This is a genomic window from Aeromonas sp. DNP9, assembly GCF_001728955.1.
Taxonomy (GTDB): Bacteria; Pseudomonadota; Gammaproteobacteria; order Enterobacterales; family Aeromonadaceae; genus Aeromonas; species Aeromonas veronii.
This window is the reverse complement of the sequence record NZ_LYSQ01000011.1, coordinates 35304-51218: the sequence shown is the minus strand read 5'-3', so window position 1 is coordinate 51218 and position 15915 is coordinate 35304. Positions and strand designations below refer to the sequence as shown.

Annotated in this window: 15 protein-coding genes; 7 read left to right on the top strand and 8 right to left on the bottom strand. The window is 57.9% G+C overall.

All coding sequences use genetic code 11. The features are described from left to right. Nucleotides 1–66: 66 nt before the first annotated feature. The 7 genes from hdfR to glpT form a co-directional block, all read right to left on the bottom strand. Entirely contained in the window at nt 67–939 is an 873-nt protein-coding gene (gene hdfR / locus A9G06_RS09175) for an HTH-type transcriptional regulator HdfR (protein ID WP_069555020.1), read from the bottom strand. Continuing rightward, a complete protein-coding gene (locus A9G06_RS09170; protein ID WP_005350885.1) occupies nt 939–1310 on the bottom strand; it encodes a DUF413 domain-containing protein in 372 nt (123 codons plus the stop codon). Before A9G06_RS09170 ends, hdfR begins: the two co-directional genes overlap by 1 nt. Nucleotides 1311–1608: 298 nt before the next feature. Then, nucleotides 1609–2091, bottom strand: a complete 483-nt coding sequence (gene eco / locus A9G06_RS09165; RefSeq protein ID WP_005337529.1) for a serine protease inhibitor ecotin — start codon at nt 2089–2091, stop codon at nt 1609–1611. 218 nt (nt 2092–2309) lie between these two features. Further along, nucleotides 2310–3398: a glycerophosphodiester phosphodiesterase gene (gene glpQ / locus A9G06_RS09160; RefSeq protein ID WP_069555019.1), complete on the bottom strand. Its 1089-nt coding sequence runs from the start codon at nt 3396–3398 to the stop codon at nt 2310–2312. Between the two features lie 106 nt (nt 3399–3504). Next, a complete protein-coding gene (glpD, locus tag A9G06_RS09155) occupies nt 3505–4992 on the bottom strand; it encodes a glycerol-3-phosphate dehydrogenase (protein WP_043825716.1) in 1488 nt (495 codons plus the stop codon). Nucleotides 4993–5303: 311 nt separating this feature from the next. Further along, nucleotides 5304–6062 carry a DeoR/GlpR family transcriptional regulator gene (locus A9G06_RS09150; RefSeq protein ID WP_005347045.1) on the bottom strand — a complete coding sequence of 253 codons (759 nt, stop codon included), beginning with the start codon at nt 6060–6062 and terminating at the stop codon, nt 5304–5306. A 102-nt stretch (nt 6063–6164) separates the two neighbouring features. After that, nucleotides 6165–7523: a glycerol-3-phosphate transporter gene (gene glpT / locus A9G06_RS09145; RefSeq protein ID WP_005337540.1), complete on the bottom strand. Its 1359-nt coding sequence runs from the start codon at nt 7521–7523 to the stop codon at nt 6165–6167. 489 nt (nt 7524–8012) lie between these two features. On the opposite strand from glpT, the gene A9G06_RS09140 reads away from it, so the two are divergent. The 4 genes from A9G06_RS09140 (at nt 8013) to A9G06_RS09125 (ending at nt 13046) form a co-directional block, all read left to right on the top strand. Beyond that, the gene (locus A9G06_RS09140; protein WP_005350866.1) at nt 8013–8861 is read left to right on the top strand and encodes an MIP/aquaporin family protein; all 849 of its coding nucleotides are present in this window, start codon (nt 8013–8015) and stop codon (nt 8859–8861) included. A gap of 53 nt (nt 8862–8914) precedes the next feature. Further along, entirely contained in the window at nt 8915–10417 is a 1503-nt protein-coding gene (gene glpK / locus A9G06_RS09135; protein WP_005337546.1) for a glycerol kinase GlpK, read from the top strand. A gap of 225 nt (nt 10418–10642) precedes the next feature. Further along, nucleotides 10643–12619: a methyl-accepting chemotaxis protein gene (locus tag A9G06_RS09130; RefSeq protein WP_069555018.1), complete on the top strand. Its 1977-nt coding sequence runs from the start codon at nt 10643–10645 to the stop codon at nt 12617–12619. 193 nt (nt 12620–12812) lie between these two features. Further along, the gene (locus tag A9G06_RS09125; RefSeq protein WP_019446771.1) at nt 12813–13046 is read left to right on the top strand and encodes a hypothetical protein; all 234 of its coding nucleotides are present in this window, start codon (nt 12813–12815) and stop codon (nt 13044–13046) included. A gap of 171 nt (nt 13047–13217) precedes the next feature. On the opposite strand, the gene A9G06_RS09120 is transcribed toward A9G06_RS09125, so the two are convergent. Next, nucleotides 13218–14120 (bottom strand): LysR family transcriptional regulator, encoded by a 903-nt coding sequence (locus tag A9G06_RS09120; RefSeq protein WP_069555017.1) that lies wholly within the window; start codon nt 14118–14120, stop codon nt 13218–13220. 195 nt (nt 14121–14315) lie between these two features. On the opposite strand from A9G06_RS09120, the gene A9G06_RS09115 reads away from it, so the two are divergent. The 3 genes from A9G06_RS09115 to A9G06_RS09105 all read left to right on the top strand — a co-directional run bounded on the left by A9G06_RS09115 (nt 14316) and on the right by A9G06_RS09105 (nt 15913). Further along, nucleotides 14316–14684, top strand: coding sequence for a DUF6404 family protein (locus A9G06_RS09115; RefSeq protein WP_069555016.1), 369 nt, complete (start codon nt 14316–14318; stop codon nt 14682–14684). 389 nt (nt 14685–15073) lie between these two features. Further along, nucleotides 15074–15436, top strand: coding sequence for a VOC family protein (locus A9G06_RS09110; protein WP_069555015.1), 363 nt, complete (start codon nt 15074–15076; stop codon nt 15434–15436). A gap of 180 nt (nt 15437–15616) precedes the next feature. Next, nucleotides 15617–15913, top strand: a complete 297-nt coding sequence (locus tag A9G06_RS09105; protein WP_042056337.1) for a putative quinol monooxygenase — start codon at nt 15617–15619, stop codon at nt 15911–15913. Nucleotides 15914–15915: the final 2 nt, after the last annotated feature.

The following is a 15915-nucleotide window of genomic DNA, read 5'->3' as shown; positions in this document are numbered from 1 at the left end:
CTGCAATTTTCCCCCAACAGAAGAGCCCACCGTGGGGTGGGCTCTTTCTTGGATAACACTCGACGCTTATTCGACGTTGAGGCGCAGTTCGGCATCGTGCCAACCCAGTGGCAGGGTCAGCAGCTGATCGATCAGCTCCCGGCGATCGGATTTATCCAGATAGGCGAGATAGAGCGGACGGCTCAGCGGCTGGCCCCCCTCCACCAGATGGAGCGCCCCCTTTTCGAGGAAGGGGCTGACCATCCGCCGTGGCAGATAGGCGGCACCGCCGTTGGCCAGCACAAATTGCAGCGCCATGCTGGCAGAGCTGGAGTGCAGCACCGGGGTCTTTTGCAGGCTCTGCAAGCGGCTGGGTTGCGGCTCGAAACTGGTGCCCCAGTCGAGGTGGATGTGCGGCATCTGCATCAGGTTGTCGGCATTGGCGGCCGGATCCCGACTCACCAGCTCGAACACCAGCTCACCGATGGGATGCAGGGCGATCTCGTCGATCTTGGTGGGCTCGGAGAGCAGGGCCAGATCGAGGGAGCGCTCCAGCAACTGGCGGCAGAGATGCTCGCGGGAAGCTGTTTCCAGCCGCACCGCCAAACCGGGCGCCAGCGCATAGATGTGATTGAGCCAGTCGTTGAAATCGAGCTCCCAGAACACAGCGGGCGCGCCGATGGCCAACTGCTGGCTGAATCCCGGCGAGAGTGCCACATCCTGCTTGGCACGACCAAGGGTGTGCAAGATGGCGTCTGCGTAGGGCAGCAGACGCTCACCGGAGGCGGTCAGGCGGATGTTGTTGCGATGACGGGCAAACAGACTGACACCCAGTTGCTGCTCTAGCTGGCGGATCCGGAAACTCACCGCCGACTGGGTCAGGTAGAGATTTTCAGCAGCCCGGCCAAAGTGCCGGGTCTTGCTCACCTCGATAAAGGTCCGAAGCAGCTCGGTATCCATTAATCGATGGACTCGTCACTGCCACCGCCGCTGCCACCACCGACATCAAAGCTGCCGCCACCGCTGCTCTCTTCGCTGGCGCCGCCAACGACGGTGCAGAGGCGATGAACGCGCTTGGGACCGATCACCTTAAGGTACTTGAACCACACCTTGGCATGGGGGTTGGCACCGGCTTCGCCGGATTTGACCTGCTCGACGAAGGCGGACTCGACATCGTCACGGGGTGCCAGATTACCCTGGTAGAGTGCCAGCATGGCGGTACCATACTTTTCCAGACTGTCCGCTTCGGCCACAGTGAATTCGCCACTGCGACGCAGGCCACGGGGAAAATGTTTGAAGTCGTTGAAACGCTTGTCTGATTCGAAGCTCATAGTGCTCTTTTTTCTGGTTAGTTTGACCTTTGCGGGCAAGTATCATCAGGCCATCGCCGAGTGCAAAATCAATTTTCTCACTATGTTAATAAATATCTTTTATCGAAGTCAGTTTGCCCCATCGTTGACGCCGATTTTGTGGCATAACACACAAAAAACGTTGATAAATAATAAACTTATGTAAACGTGCAGCCAATTTGCACGTCACTTTCTGGACTGTGCAGGCAAAAATAAAGCGCCATACGGCGCTTTATTTGTCACATCAGGTGAACCAGCTGAACCTTTGGTTCAAACATGCTTACTCAATCATGGCCGGTTGGGCCAGGTTGTCGGCACGCCACAGACGGTAGCGCACTTCATACTCCTGCGGCACGTAGATCACGAACGGCAGTTTTGAGTTGTAGTTCACGAAGAAGCCCTGACCGTAGATCTGGACGAAGGTCTCTTTCTGCTGGTTATCCGGGCACATCATCAGGGTGCTGATGGGGTCGGAGACTTTGCCCAGTTTCAGGTAGTTGTAGCCCCAGCCTTTGACGCTGTGCTGTTCCAGGTTGCCTGCAAAACGCGGTACGTTGCAATCAACCATCATCTTTTTGCCGACCTGCAGCTCGACCATCATGTCGGCTTCTTTCTCGACTTCAGGCAGGCGGATCACCACACGTTCCTGATTCACGTCAGCGGCTGGGAACATGCTGATATCAAATTTTTTCGGCTCGGCGGCGAAGGCATGGCCACCCAGCAACAAGGCGCCCAGCAGGCTAAAACGCAATACGGTTTTCATCTGTACCTCATGGGGTTGGTTCAACGCCGCTAGACTAACCGCTCTGCCGATTTCATGCCAGCGATCTGCTACGTAAAAACTGCGTAAAATGATGCAGATCCGGCACACCATGACGTGATCTGGCTATTTTCTGACAGGGCGCACACTCCCGTTGCGGGAACCTGAAACAAAAAGCGAGGCCAATTGGCCTCGCTTTGCATCCAAATGGCGCCAGAGTGCTATTTGGCCGCCTCTTGATGGGCCTTGATGACGGCCACCGCCTTGTCGGGGAAGTCGCTGAACACCCCGTCCACATCGGCCTGATAGAGGAAGATATTAAGTAGATCGGTGAAGTCCTTGGCATAGGCCGGGATCTGCCCCTCATCCTGACGGAAGGTATAGGGGTGAACTTTCAGGCCCGCCGCATGGGCTTCTTTTACCATGCCGGTGAAGACCGGTTTGCCCAAAGTGCCCGGCTCGATGACGATCATCGGTTTCCACGGGCCAATCCCTTCGGCATAGCTGGCGATGGTTTTCATCGCTCCCGGCTTGAACATCCAGTCATAGTTGTAGGGGGTCGCCTTACCCTTGGCGTCGTAGACCATGGTCTCGTTCCAGTCGGTCTCGGCCATCAGCTGCACCAGTTTCAGATCCATACCCATGGCGGGCATCAGCTCGCTGTTGATGCGCTTGAGTTCATCGGCATCGAAGCACTGCAGATAGACCTTGTCATCCTTCCCGGTGTAGCCGTACTCCTTGAGCACCTTCAGCACCGCCTTGGAGATATCCTTGCCTTCGTGACGGAACAGCCAGGGCGCTTTGATCTCCGGATAGATCCCGATGTTCTTGCCGGTGCTCTTGTTGAGCCCCTGGATCATCTCGATCTCCTCCTGGAAGGTGTGGATCTTGAAGTCTGACTTCCAGAGCGGGAAGCGGGCCGGATAGACCGGCACCTGCTTGCCATCCACCAGCTGGAACGGTTCGGTCATACGCAGGGAGCGCACCTCATCCAGGGTGAAATCCACCACATAATAACGGCCGTCCGGACGGGCACGGCCGGGGAAGCGCGCCGCCACATCGGTGATACCATCGAGGAAGTGATCGTGCATCACCACCAGCTGGTCATCCTTGGTCATCACCAGATCCTGCTCCAGATAGTCAGCCCCCATGCCATAGGCCAGCGCCTTGGACTCCAGGGTATGCTCGGGCAGGTAGCCGGAAGCGCCACGGTGGGCGATCACCACCTTGCCTTCATCGGCAGCCAACACGGGTAATGAGAGGGATGCCCCAAGGCTCAAGGCGATGAGGGAAACGGCGAGTTTTTTCATATGTGATGCTCTTTATTATTGTGTGTAGGTAATTGTTCTATCAGTGGTTTGTTGCATATTTACGGTGGAAAACGGTGGGCAGCAGAGCACTGCCCACCGTCACTCATCAGCTCGCCTTGCGCAGAGCCTGATGGTATTGGTCGAGCCAGATCTGCAGCATCTGCTGCTCTGAGTCGTTCAGGCGCAGCCCCAGCTTGCTGCGGCGCCAGAGGATATCGTCCAGTGAACAGGCCCACTCCCGCTCGATGAGATAGCGCACTTCCGACTCGTAGAGACCGCCACCGAAGTGAATGCCGCGATCCTCTTTCAGCCAGAGACGGGCATGGGCGCCATAAGCTTCGGCAATGCGCAGGGCGCTGCGATCATCGAGCCAGTCAAACTCCAGCGCAAAGGCGCGGGCCAGCTCGCGTACCGAGCAGTCAAACTCGCCGCCGGGCAGCCGGCTGGTCGCAGTCCAGTCATCCCCCATCTGGCTAAACCAGGGCTTGAGCTTGTTGCAGGCAGCCTGCGCCAGCTTGCGATAGGTGGTGAGCTTGCCGCCAAACACCGACAAGAGCGGCGCACCGTCAGACTCGCCAGAAAGTTCAAGGGTGTAGTCACGGGTCACCGCCTGCGGTGAATCTGACTCGTCATCACAGAGCGGACGCACCCCGGCATAGGTCCAGATCACATCTTGCGGCGCAATTTGGCGAGTGAAGTGAGCGTTGACCACCTTGCACAGGTAGGTAATTTCGGCCTCGCTGATCTTCGCTTCCCGCGGGCTGCCGTGGTGCTCCACATCGGTGGTGCCGATAAGGGAGTAGTCCTGCTGATAAGGGATGACGAAGACGATACGGTTATCTTCGTTTTGCAGGATATAGGCCTCTTCGCGCTCATGGATGCGCGGCACTATCATGTGGCTGCCTTTAATAAGGCGAATGCCGCGGGGTGATTTCTCGTGCAGGCTCTCGTCGTAGAAGGTCTTGACCCAGGGGCCCGCCGCATTGACCAAACCACGGCAGGTGACGGTGAACTGCTCGCCCCCTTCCCGCTCCAAAGTAAGCGTCCAGTGTTTGGATCCACGCACCGCCTTGATGCAGCGAGTGCGGGTCTGCACATCGGCCCCCTTGTCACGGGCCATCATGGCGTTGAGTACCACCAGCCGGGCGTCGTCGACCCAGGCATCGGAATATTCAAACCCCTTATTGATCCCCGCGCTCAAACCATCTTGTGGCAGGAAGCGCACGCCACAGCTCCCCTTGAGCTTGTCGCGCTTGGCCAGATTGTCATAGAGGAACAGACCGGCGCGGATCATCCAGGCCGGACGCAGGTGCGGGCGGTGCGGCAGGCGAAAACGCATGGGACGGGCGATGTGAGGCGCCATACCGAGCAGCACCTCACGCTCCGCCAACGCCTCTTTCACCAGCCGGAATTCGTAATGCTCGAGATAGCGCAAACCGCCGTGGATCAGCTTGCTGGAGTTGGACGAGGTGGCAGAGGCGAGATCTTGCGCCTCAAACAGGGCAACCTTCAGACCCCGTCCTGCCGCATCGGCTGCGATGCCGACCCCGTTGATGCCGCCACCGACGACGACCAGATCATAATGTTCGCTCATGTTCACCTACTTTCATTTTTATGATTGCTATAACAGCAATGTTTGATTTCGCTCATTTTAGAACATGAAAATACAACAAACGAACATTTTATGATGAAAGTGTGATCGCCACAGCCCGCCAGAGGTGGCAAAGGGGACAGGTCAGCGGAGCAAATGGCGTCGGGCCAACATCGGCGAGTTAATAGCCAAAAAAACCAGATTGAATAGTGGTTTTGGCAATACCTATAAAGGGGTGAGATGGGTGCAGGGATGGGGGAGAGAAAGGAGGCCGCCCTGACGGGCGACCGGCACAGCCTTGGCGTGTTTCGCCGTCAGCAGATGTGGCAGGCGATCTGGTGTTGCGCCATCAATCGCGTCAGCTTTTCCGGTGGCTCCTGATCGGTAAAGAGGGCGTGGATCTGGCTGAGATTGCCCAGATTGACCATGGCATTGCGACCGAACTTGGTGTGGTCGGCGGCCAGGAACACCTGACGGGAGTGGGCGATGATGGCCTGGGCAATCTTCACCTCGTGATAGTCGAAATCGAGCAGGGAGCCGTCGTTGTCGATCCCCGAAATCCCGATGACGCCATAGTCCATGCGAAACTGACCGATAAAGTCGCGGGTCGCCTCCCCCACGATGCCGCCATCGCGGTTGCGGATCTCGCCACCGGCAATGATGACGGTGAAGTCATCCTTCGCCGTCAAAATGCTGGCCACGTTGAGGTTGTTGGTGACGATGCGCAGCTCGCGGTGATCGAGCAGGGCGCGGGCAATGGCTTCGGTGGTGGTACCTATGTCGATAAAGAGCGATGAGCCGTCGGGAATATTGGCCGCTACCTCGCGGGCGATGCGCTCTTTCTCCTTGAGTTGCATCACTTTACGGGCGCTGTAGGCGGTATTGACGGTACTCGAATGCAGGGAGGCACCGCCATGATGGCGCCGGATCTTGTTCTGTTCGGCGAGATCGTTCAGATCCCGGCGAATGGTCTGGGGGCTGACGTCAAAGTGGGTCACCAGATCGTCGGTCGAGACAAATCCCTGCCGCGTCAGGACGTCCAGGATCTCCAGATGTCGTTGGGTTTGCTTCACGCTTGCACTCCGATGATGAGACAAAAAAAGGCCCCGGCAGATGCGGGGCCTTTTGGCAGTTTACCTGATCCCCTTTGGGATCAATAAGCTGAGGATCACGTTTTATGCCTTATGGGCAGCCGCTTTCTTGGCCGCAACGGCAATGTTCTCATGCTTGAGGGTCATCGCCAGCAGGATGATGGAGAGCACGCAGGAGACGGTCAGCACCATGAAGCCGCCATCCCAACCGAAGTGGTCAACGGTATAACCCAGCATGGCGTTGGCTGCCACGGCGCCGCCCAGATAACCGAACAGACCGGTGAAACCTGCCGCAGTACCGGCAGCTTTCTTCGGTGCCAGCTCAAGAGCATAGAGGCCGATCAGCATGACAGGGCCGTAGATCAGGAAGCCGATAGCCACCAGTGCCATCATGTCGATGGTCGGGTTGCCGGCCGGGTTGAACCAGTAAACCAGCACAGCCAGGGTCACCAGCACCATGAACAGGATACCGGCCGGTGCACGGCGGCCCTGGAACATCTTGTCAGAGATCCAGCCACACAGCAGGGTACCCGGAATACCGGCCCACTCGTAGAGGAAGTAAGCCCAGGAGGAGTTGTCGACGGTGAAGTGCTTGGCCTCTTTCAGGTAGGTTGGCGCCCAGTCCAGCACACCGTAACGAATGAGGTAAACGAAAGCGTTGGCGATCGCGATGTACCACAGCAGTTTGTTGTGCAGCACGTACTTGACGAAGATCTCCTTGGCGGAGAACTCCTGCTCGTGGCTCTCGTTGTAATCCTTCGGATAGTCGTTCTTGTACTCCTCGATGGGAGGCAGACCGACTGATTGCGGGGTATCACGCATCACGAAGAAGGCGATCACCGCGATGGCGGCCGCCGCTGCCGCAGGCACATAGAAGGCGCTGCGCCAGTCGTTGAACCAGCCCATCCCGAGGATAAACAGCGGGCCAATCATGCCGCCGCCCACGTTGTGCGCCACGTTCCAGACCGCAACCACTTCACCGCGCTCTTTCTGTGACCACCAGTGCACCATGGTGCGACCGCAGGGCGGCCAGCCCATGCCCTGTGCCCAACCGTTCAGGAACAACAGCACAAACATGATGGCAATGCTGGAGGTGGCCCAGTGCATGGTACCCATCATGAACATGATGGCAGCCGAGAGCAGCAGACCGGCGGAGAGGAAGTAACGGGCGTTGGAACGGTCAGAGACGTTCCCCATCAGGAACTTGGACAAACCGTAAGCGATGGAGACCCCGGAGAGCGCGAAACCGAGATCACCACGGGAGAAGCCCTGCTCGATCAGATAGGGCATCGCCAGACTGAAGTTTTTCCGTACCAGGTAGTAGCCGGCGTAACCGAAGAAGATCCCGAAAAACACCTGCCAACGCATGCGTTTGTAGAAGGGGTCGACCTTGTCAGCCGGGAGCCTGTCGATGTGCGCCGCAGGCCTGAAGAGACTAAGCATGTTCTGCTTCCTTATTGTTGTTATGGGCGGTTGAGGATGCCCTGACCATTCCAACGAATCATGTGAGTCCGCTGATTCGTAAGCGAGCCTATTGTGCTCATATGCGCTCATTTAATCTGTGATGCATGCTCAAATATTGCAGTTTTATTACAAATAAAAGCTCCAAATGAGAAATCACTCAGCAAGCGCCAACCCTTGTGTGGCAAGGGTTGCAAGCTACCCCCTAAGTGGTAACTGGCGGTTATCAAGATGCTTTACGTCACATTTTCTTAGCAATGAGTGGGATCTTGTCCACATTTCCTATGGAGGGGGGATGGTGAAATTATTGGGAAGGGTTATTTTCTGTCACGACCGATAACGAGCGCAAACGAGCATAACGTTTGCGCAAGACGCAAAAACAACAAGGAAACGTTTTCGGCGGCAACGGATAGACACAAAAAGATAAAACGGAACATCAAACCTCTACGGGTGGATATAAGGAACAAAAGTATGAGCATACAAAGACCCAATACCCTGCTTGGCGAGTGCATCGCCGAGTTTATCGGAACCGGCCTGCTGATATTTTTCGGCGTCGGATGTGTGGCGGCACTGGTGCTGGCAGGTGCCAACTTCGGGCAGTGGGAAATCTCCATTACCTGGGGTCTGGGTGTGGCCATCGCCATCTATGTGACCGGCGGCATTTCAGGCGCCCACCTGAACCCGGCCGTCACCCTGGCGCTGATGACCTTCTGCGGGTTCGACAAGCGCAAGGTGGTCCCCTACATCATCGCCCAGATGGCTGGTGCCTTCTGCTTCGCCGCCCTTGTCTACTTCCTTTATGGTAACCTTTTCACCCAGTGGGAAGTGACCCATAACGTGGTGCGCGGCAGCGTCGAGAGCCTCGGCACCGCCGGGATCTTCTCCACCTATCCCAATGCCCTGCTGACCAACATGCAAGCTTTCGCCGTCGAGCTGGTGATCACCGCCGTCCTGATGCTGGGCATCATGGCGCTGGGTGACAACAACAACGGCGCCCCCAAAGGTTTCGCGGCCGCCCTGCTGATCGGTATCCTGATCGCGGTGATCGGTGCCTCCCTTGGCCCGTTAACCGGTTTTGCCATGAACCCGGCTCGTGACTTTGGTCCGAAACTGTTCGCGTTCTTTGCTGGCTGGGGTGATGTGGCCCTGACCGGTGGTCGTGACAACCCCTACTTCTGGGTTCCGATCCTTGGCCCCATCGTTGGTGCCCAGATTGGTACCGCTCTGTATGTCAAAGTGCTGGCTCCCTGCGTCCCGGGCAACCGTGTCGTCACCACCGAGCAAGCGACCCAAACCGCCAAAGAAGAGGCTGCCGCATAAGAGCGGCCCCTCCAACGTATAAAAACGTGGAAAATAGAAACGTGGAGAACATCATGTCTGCTGAAAAGAAATATGTCGTCGCTCTGGACCAGGGAACCACCTCTTCCCGCGCCATCGTGTTTGATCAGGATGCCAACATTGTCGGTACCTCCCAGCGCGAATTCACCCAGCACTACCCGAAAGCGGGCTGGGTAGAGCACGACCCGATGGAGATCTGGGCGACCCAATCCTCCGTCTTTACCGAAGTGCTGGCCAAGACCGGCCTGCGCAGCGAAGAGATCGCCGCCATCGGTATCACCAACCAGCGTGAAACCACCGTTGTCTGGGAAAAGGCCACCGGCAAGCCCATCTACAACGCCATCGTCTGGCAGTGCCGCCGCACCGCAGCCATCTGCGAAGAGCTCAAAGCTCGCGGTCTGGAAGAGTATGTTCGCGAGAACACCGGTTTGGTGCTGGATGCCTACTTCTCCGGTACCAAGGTGAAGTGGATCCTCGACAACGTGGAAGGTGCCCGCGAGAAAGCGATGAACGGCGAGCTGCTGTTCGGCACCATCGATACTTGGCTGGTCTGGAAGATGACCAATGGCGAAGTACACGTCACCGACCCGACCAACGCCTCCCGTACCATGCTCTACAACATCCGCGAGCTGAAGTGGGACGAGAAGATGCTGGACGAGCTGGGCATCCCCATGTCCATGCTGCCGGAAGTGAAACCCTCTTCCGAAGTGTACGGCTACACCACCCGTGGCGGCGGCTCCCGCATCCCCATCGCCGGTATCGCCGGTGACCAGCAGTCTGCCCTGTTCGGCCAGCTCTGCTTTGAAAAAGGGATGGCCAAGAACACCTACGGCACCGGCTGCTTCATGCTGATGAACACCGGCACCGAGCCGGTTCGCTCCAGCAACGGCCTGCTGACTACCGTTGCCATCGGCCCGAAAGGGGAAGTGAACTACGCGCTGGAAGGTGCAGTGTTCATGGGCGGCGCCACCATCCAGTGGCTGCGTGACGAGCTGAAGATCATTCACGATGCCCGCGATACCGACTACTTCGCCTCCAAGGTGGGTGACACCAACGGCGTCTATCTGGTGCCGGCCTTCGTCGGTCTGGGCGCCCCCTACTGGGATCCGTATGCTCGCGGCACCATGGTCGGTCTGACCCGTGGTGCCAACCGCAACCACATCATCCGCGCCGCGCTGGAATCCATCGCCTATCAGAGCCGCGATGTGCTGGATGCCATGCAGCAGGACTCCGGTATCAAGCTGGCAGCGCTGAAAGTAGACGGCGGCGCCGTAGCCAACGACTTCCTGATGCAGTTCCAGGCTGACATGATGCACACCCCGGTGGTACGTCCGACCCGCATCGAGACTACCGCCATGGGCGCCGCCTTCCTGGCAGGTCTGGCCGTCGGTTTCTGGAAGAGCTCGGACGAGCTGGAAGACAAGTTCAGCGTGGACCGCGAGTTCATCCCGCAGATGGACAGAGACGATCGCGCCAAACGTTACAGCGGCTGGCAGAAAGCGGTTGAGCGTTCACGCCGTTGGGCTGAAGAGGATTGATCGGGCACCCGACATTCCGTTGAGATAAACACCAAAGAGGCCGACCGCAATGTCGGCCTCTCTTTTTATGCTTTCCCTTGCCGCTTTCTGCCCCCTTCCCGCTCATTGCTCCCTCCTGTTTTTCTGCCACCCTCTGTTGTCATCATCCGCCACAACACAATTGAGTTCTCTATCTATAATCATCATCTGGGTCGCATATGCGACCTTATTTATGAGGAGAGCGATATGGAGAGGGCGATACACCGTTTTACACTGCACTCACTCTGGTCAGGGCTCGGGATCCGCACCCGGATCCTCGCTGGCGTGGCGATACTGATGGCCATCGCCATCAGCTGCATCACCTTGATCCTCGAGCAGATATCCCACAGTCAGGCCCAGCAGCGAGTCGAACGCTACGAGCTGCCAAGCAGCGTGGATCGCATTGCCAACCAGCTGACAGCGCAGCTTATCCAGCACCTGACCGAAGCGCAGGCGCTGGCCAGCAACCGTTTTGTCATCGACTGGCTGACCGCTGGCATGCCAGAGCAAGAGTGGCCCGCCATGGAGCGTTACTTTCAGGATCTGCAACGGCGGATCGGCGGCAACGTCTTTATCGCACCCCGCCAGAGCAACACCCTGATCAACTTCAGCGGCGGCCCAACAGCCCAAAAATCGCTGAGCGAATCAGACCCGAAAGATGGGTGGTTTTTCGGCTTTCTCAAACGCAGCAAACCCTATGAGCTGAACCTCGACATCTCCGATTTTGACAAGCGCGCCTCCCTCTATATCAACACCGCCGTCACCCACGAGGGCAAGACCCTAGCGGTGGCTGGCACCTCCATCGATATGAGCGCCCTGAGCAAACTCATCAGCGGCTACCGGATCGGCAAGAGCGGTCAGGTCTATCTGGCGGACATGGAGGGCAATATCGAGATCCACCCCGAGCAGGAGGTAGAGGGAGCCGCCCACCACCAGCAATCCTTCCTCGATACCGTCAAGCGGCTTATTCCCAATGCCCGGGAACAGGTGGCCGTAGAGGCGCTAACGCTGGAGGGACAAACCTATCTCATCGCGGTGCGTTACATCCCCACCCTCAACCGGCTGCTGATTGGCGAGATCAACAGCGCCGAGCTGGAAGAGGGACTGCAGGAATCCCGCCAGCTCATCATCATGGTGTCGCTCGCCATCGGCGGGATCGCCATGCTGGCCTCCGCCTGGCTGGCTCACTCCATCAGTCGCCCCATTCGTCAGGCTGCCGATGGCATGCACCACATCACCGCCGATCGGGATCTGGCGACACGCCTCGACTTCTCTGACGAGTCGGAGCTGGGGCTGATGGCCCAAAGCTTCAATCGGCTGATCCAGAGCCTGAACCAGAGCTTCTCCCGATTCCAGCAGTCAGGCAGCGCCCTCTCCGCCCAGTCGTCCCAATCCATGCAGCAGGCCCAGGCACTGGCAGGAGAAGCGTGCCAGCAGGCCCAGAGCATTCAGGAGCTGACCACTGTGGTCACCACCATCGGTGACAACGCCGAGCAGATCGCCAGCCGCTCTGAAGGGGTCAACGACGTGACCCAACGCATCGCCAACCATATGCTCAGCATCGAGCAGGATGTGACCCAGAGCGCCGCGCAACTCGACAGCTTGCGCAGCAGCATCGGCAGCTCCTCGGCCCTGCTCGATGAGGTGGTGAAAGACAGCAACAACATCACCCAGATCATGAATCTCATCCGCGATGTCTCGAACCAGACCAACCTGCTCGCCCTCAATGCGGCAATCGAAGCGGCCCGGGCAGGGGATATGGGACGGGGCTTTGCGGTGGTGGCCGACGAGGTACGCCAACTGGCGGTGCGTACCCAGACCGCCACCAAGGATGTGCAGGATCTTATCTTGCGCCTGCAGGAGGGAACCCGGCAGGCCAGCAGCTCGATGGCAGACTCCCGCAACCTGAGCGAAGAGGGATACAACCGGATGAATCAGGCCAGAGAGGTGCTGGTTGATGCCACCAGCCAGATAAACCAGACCGCCCTCGAGATCAACGAGATCAGCGCGCTGGCGCAGGCGCAGAATCAACAGATGGGGCAAGCCAGAACGGCGCTCGACGAGTTGGCCATGGTGGCCGAACACCAGCGGGAACACGCGCAGGAGAGCAATGCCGCCAGCCGCGAACTGTTCGAACTGGCCAAGGCCATCGACGAGCAGATCCGCCAATACCGGATTGGCTAGGCCCGGCGCTTCCCCCTCTCCCTCTCAATAACCAAGACGCCACCGCAGGGTGGCGTTTTCATTTTGCAAATCATTTTGCCTGCGATCTCGAAACGGGAATGACGACAAAACTCGCAACCAGTTGATAATTAACATGAAAAAATGTGGAACGGCCATTGCTTAGTGATATCAGACTCAACAGAGGGATGTCGCCATGAAACCGACCACCAATCAAGCGCCCGTAGCCCACGTCGCCACTCAAAAAGAGACCCTGACCCCCCGCGAAGGCACCTTCCTGATGATGGTGGCCCAACTGGTGGTGCTCACCTGCATCGTACTGGCCGCCACCGTCGGCGGCCTCTCCTGGCAGTGGACCCTGCTGCTGGCCATTCCGCCGGTGATCGGCGGCGCCCTGCTCAGCCGGGTATGGGGCAAACTGCCCCGCTAACTGCGCTTCAACTCACACACCTTCCCGAACCGGCGGCCGACCCTCAAGTCGGCCGTCTGTTTATCTGCCGCCAGGCTCATGCTGATGGGCCGCAACGAAGGCGCGGCTTGTTTTTCGTTAAGCAAACCGCAGCGACGAACCGTTCAAACAAACCGCACAAACCAACCTGAACTACAGGGTATAGCTGCCAAGCTGCTCTTTAAGAAAATCGAGCCAGACCCGCAGTCGGATATCCCGCTGGGCATCGGAGTAGAAGACTGCATTGATGGGGCGCGAGGCGCCGCTGTTACTGCGGGCCAACACCTCCACCAGCGCGCCGCTCTCCCGATCCGGCCCGGTCATGAAATCCGACAGACAGACGATCCCCTGCCCCGCCAGCGCGAGCTGACGCAAAGTTTCGCCGCTGCTGGCACGCAGGCTGGGGGTAATGGCAAAGCGATCCCCCTGCTCGGCACTGAGCAGCGGCCAGTGGTTGAGGTGATCGGGATGCAAAAAACCGAGCAGCTCGTGACCGCTCAACAGATCATCCGGTTGGCGCGGGGTGCCACGCTCGCTCAAGTAAGCAGGAGAGGCCAGCAGCCGCAACCGCGAACGACCAAGGGGCAGCGCACGCAGGGAGGAGTCGGTCAGCTCGCCGATGCGGATGGCCATGTCCACCCGCCGCTCCATCAGATTGATAAAGCCTTCCGAGCTGTGCAGCTGTAGCTCGATGGCAGGGTAGCGGCGGCGAAACTCGCCGATGATCGGCACCAGCCGGTGCAGGATAAAGGGGGTGGCCGCATCGACTCTCAACACCCCTTCGGGTTGTTCCCGGCGCATCAGCAGATGCCCCTCCGCCTCGCTCATCTCGGTCAGGATCTTCACCGCCCGCTGATAGAACCAGCTCCCCTCCTCGGTCAGACTGACTCGGCGGGTGGTGCGATTGAGCAGCACGGTGGAAAGCTTCTCCTCCAGCCGCTTGATGCCACGGCTCACCACCGAGTTGTCCATACCGAGGTTCTCCGCCGCCTGGCGAAAACTGCCCGCCTCCACCACCGCCACAAACAGGGCCAGTTCATCAGAATGGGTCTTCATTGCTGTTATCCGGACAAGAGTAATGGGCCTTTATAGGCGCAGCCGCTGTGGATTGGCAAGCGTGCGGTGAGGCCAGTTCTTTTTTTCTACAGAGAAAGAACGTGACCGCGAGCCCACATCATGCCCGCGATTTGTCAGTACAATGCAGCCTGAAAAGCACCGTATGGCACCACTTGTTTCACAAGGATGAATACTATGACATTTGAAGAACGGCTGGCCGCCGCCCATCAGGAACTGGCAAGCAAAGGGGTATGGCACGCCAACTACAATCCCCCGCTGTGGAGGCTGCTGCGCAGGTTCGGTTATCCAGTTAAACCGCCTCACTATGAGGGCTGGCTAACCAATGTTCTGGTATTCGGGGTAGGCATTGGTCTGGTATGGGGCATGGCGATGTGGTTTTTCAGTTGGCACCCCATGGGGATAGATCCACTGTTTGCTCTGCGCCAAACAGCCCTGTTTGCGGGATTCTTCGGCCTGATCATGGCATCTTGGCTCTGGCTGCGGCGCAAGCAGCTTAAACTGACCCCGTGGGAGCAACTGGAACAAAAACCACACCAACGGTAACAAGAACAAGCTGAGCGAAAATGAATCCCCATACGGGTCTAGACATGACGAATCCATACCTGTACAACCCACCTTTTACCTGAATGGGGTCTTCAATTGCTGGAATTTCTTGTCATTTTTACTCTGACTGTTTTCATCCATAGTCTACTGCTCGGCTACCGTATAATTCGCCACCACAACTGTAGTTGGCGCACTTACCAGCGCAGCAAGGATCCGGTTCCACTTATTTTTTTTATTCCCTTCAGCACATCCGCAGCCTTGTTGCTCAAGCCCCATATCGTAGCAGCGCTCTCGTGAGAAGCAGACCAGAAAAAACGTAAGAGGTGTCAGTAGGTTGGCGCAGCTATCTCTGCCATCATGCCCAATGCATCAGCAGGGAGCATCACTTTATGAACGTCCATGAAAAACTGAACTATGTAGAGTTTGCAGCACGAGATCTTTCCGCAACTAAAGCCTTCTTTCAGGCCGTATTTGGCTGGCAGTTTGTTGATTACGGCCCCGACTACTGCGCCTTTGCCGATGAGGGGCTGGATGGCGGATTCTATCGGGCTGATCAGTGCAACCAGACAGCTCAGGGTGGCGCACTGCTGGTGTTCTATAGCGCCGATATTGAAGCAACTCAAGCCAAGGTGAGCCAACACGGTGGCACAATCAGTCGCCCACTGTTCGACTTCCCTGGTGGCCGCCGTTTCCACTTCGTTGAGCCCAGCGGCAATGAATTTGCAGTCTGGTCAGAACCTTCCCACGCCTGATGATACAGGGCGGTACGTCCGCCCCTTTCTCTTTGATTCCATGCCACCATGGCACTTGCGCCATGTATTTCTGGCTACAGGATTGCTGCTCTCCCCTCAATACTGTTTTGCGACCAGCGCCCTGTTTCCTGCAAGTCACGGCAGGCATACTGACCCTTTGTTTTTGCCAAGGAGGTTCAGATGTCATCACCCGTGATTGTGATTGCCCAGCTTGAAGCCAAACCCGAATTCGCCGCCCAGTTTCGCGCCGCCCTTGAGCCGCTGATTGCGGCCACCTTGCAAGAGGCGGGCTGCCAGCGCTATCAGCTGCACCAAGACTTGGACAATCCACACAGCTGGATGCTCTACGAAGTGTGGGAGAGCGAAGCGGCCCTCATCGCCCATCAGGGTCAGCCCCACTTTACCGAATTTGTCGCCAAGGCCGAGCCCTGGTTTGCCAGCAGCACCATTCGCCGCTATCAGCCGCTGGGCGCCTGACT

What these genes read in the sequence shown, in the direction of transcription:
- hdfR (WP_069555020.1), bottom strand. Translation starts at nt 939, where the DNA reads ATGGATACCGAGCTGCTTCGGACCTTTATCGAGGTGAGCAAGACCCGG.
- A9G06_RS09170 (WP_005350885.1), bottom strand. Translation starts at nt 1,310, where the DNA reads ATGAGCTTCGAATCAGACAAGCGTTTCAACGACTTCAAACATTTTCCC.
- eco (WP_005337529.1), bottom strand. Translation starts at nt 2,091, where the DNA reads ATGAAAACCGTATTGCGTTTTAGCCTGCTGGGCGCCTTGTTGCTGGGT.
- glpQ (WP_069555019.1), bottom strand. Translation starts at nt 3,398, where the DNA reads ATGAAAAAACTCGCCGTTTCCCTCATCGCCTTGAGCCTTGGGGCATCC.
- glpD (WP_043825716.1), bottom strand. Translation starts at nt 4,992, where the DNA reads ATGAGCGAACATTATGATCTGGTCGTCGTCGGTGGCGGCATCAACGGG.
- glpT (WP_005337540.1), bottom strand. Translation starts at nt 7,523, where the DNA reads ATGCTTAGTCTCTTCAGGCCTGCGGCGCACATCGACAGGCTCCCGGCT.
- A9G06_RS09140 (WP_005350866.1), top strand. Translation starts at nt 8,013, where the DNA reads ATGAGCATACAAAGACCCAATACCCTGCTTGGCGAGTGCATCGCCGAG.
- glpK (WP_005337546.1), top strand. Translation starts at nt 8,915, where the DNA reads ATGTCTGCTGAAAAGAAATATGTCGTCGCTCTGGACCAGGGAACCACC.
- A9G06_RS09130 (WP_069555018.1), top strand. Translation starts at nt 10,643, where the DNA reads ATGGAGAGGGCGATACACCGTTTTACACTGCACTCACTCTGGTCAGGG.
- A9G06_RS09125 (WP_019446771.1), top strand. Translation starts at nt 12,813, where the DNA reads ATGAAACCGACCACCAATCAAGCGCCCGTAGCCCACGTCGCCACTCAA.
- A9G06_RS09120 (WP_069555017.1), bottom strand. Translation starts at nt 14,120, where the DNA reads ATGAAGACCCATTCTGATGAACTGGCCCTGTTTGTGGCGGTGGTGGAG.
- A9G06_RS09115 (WP_069555016.1), top strand. Translation starts at nt 14,316, where the DNA reads ATGACATTTGAAGAACGGCTGGCCGCCGCCCATCAGGAACTGGCAAGC.
- A9G06_RS09110 (WP_069555015.1), top strand. Translation starts at nt 15,074, where the DNA reads ATGAACGTCCATGAAAAACTGAACTATGTAGAGTTTGCAGCACGAGAT.
- A9G06_RS09105 (WP_042056337.1), top strand. Translation starts at nt 15,617, where the DNA reads ATGTCATCACCCGTGATTGTGATTGCCCAGCTTGAAGCCAAACCCGAA.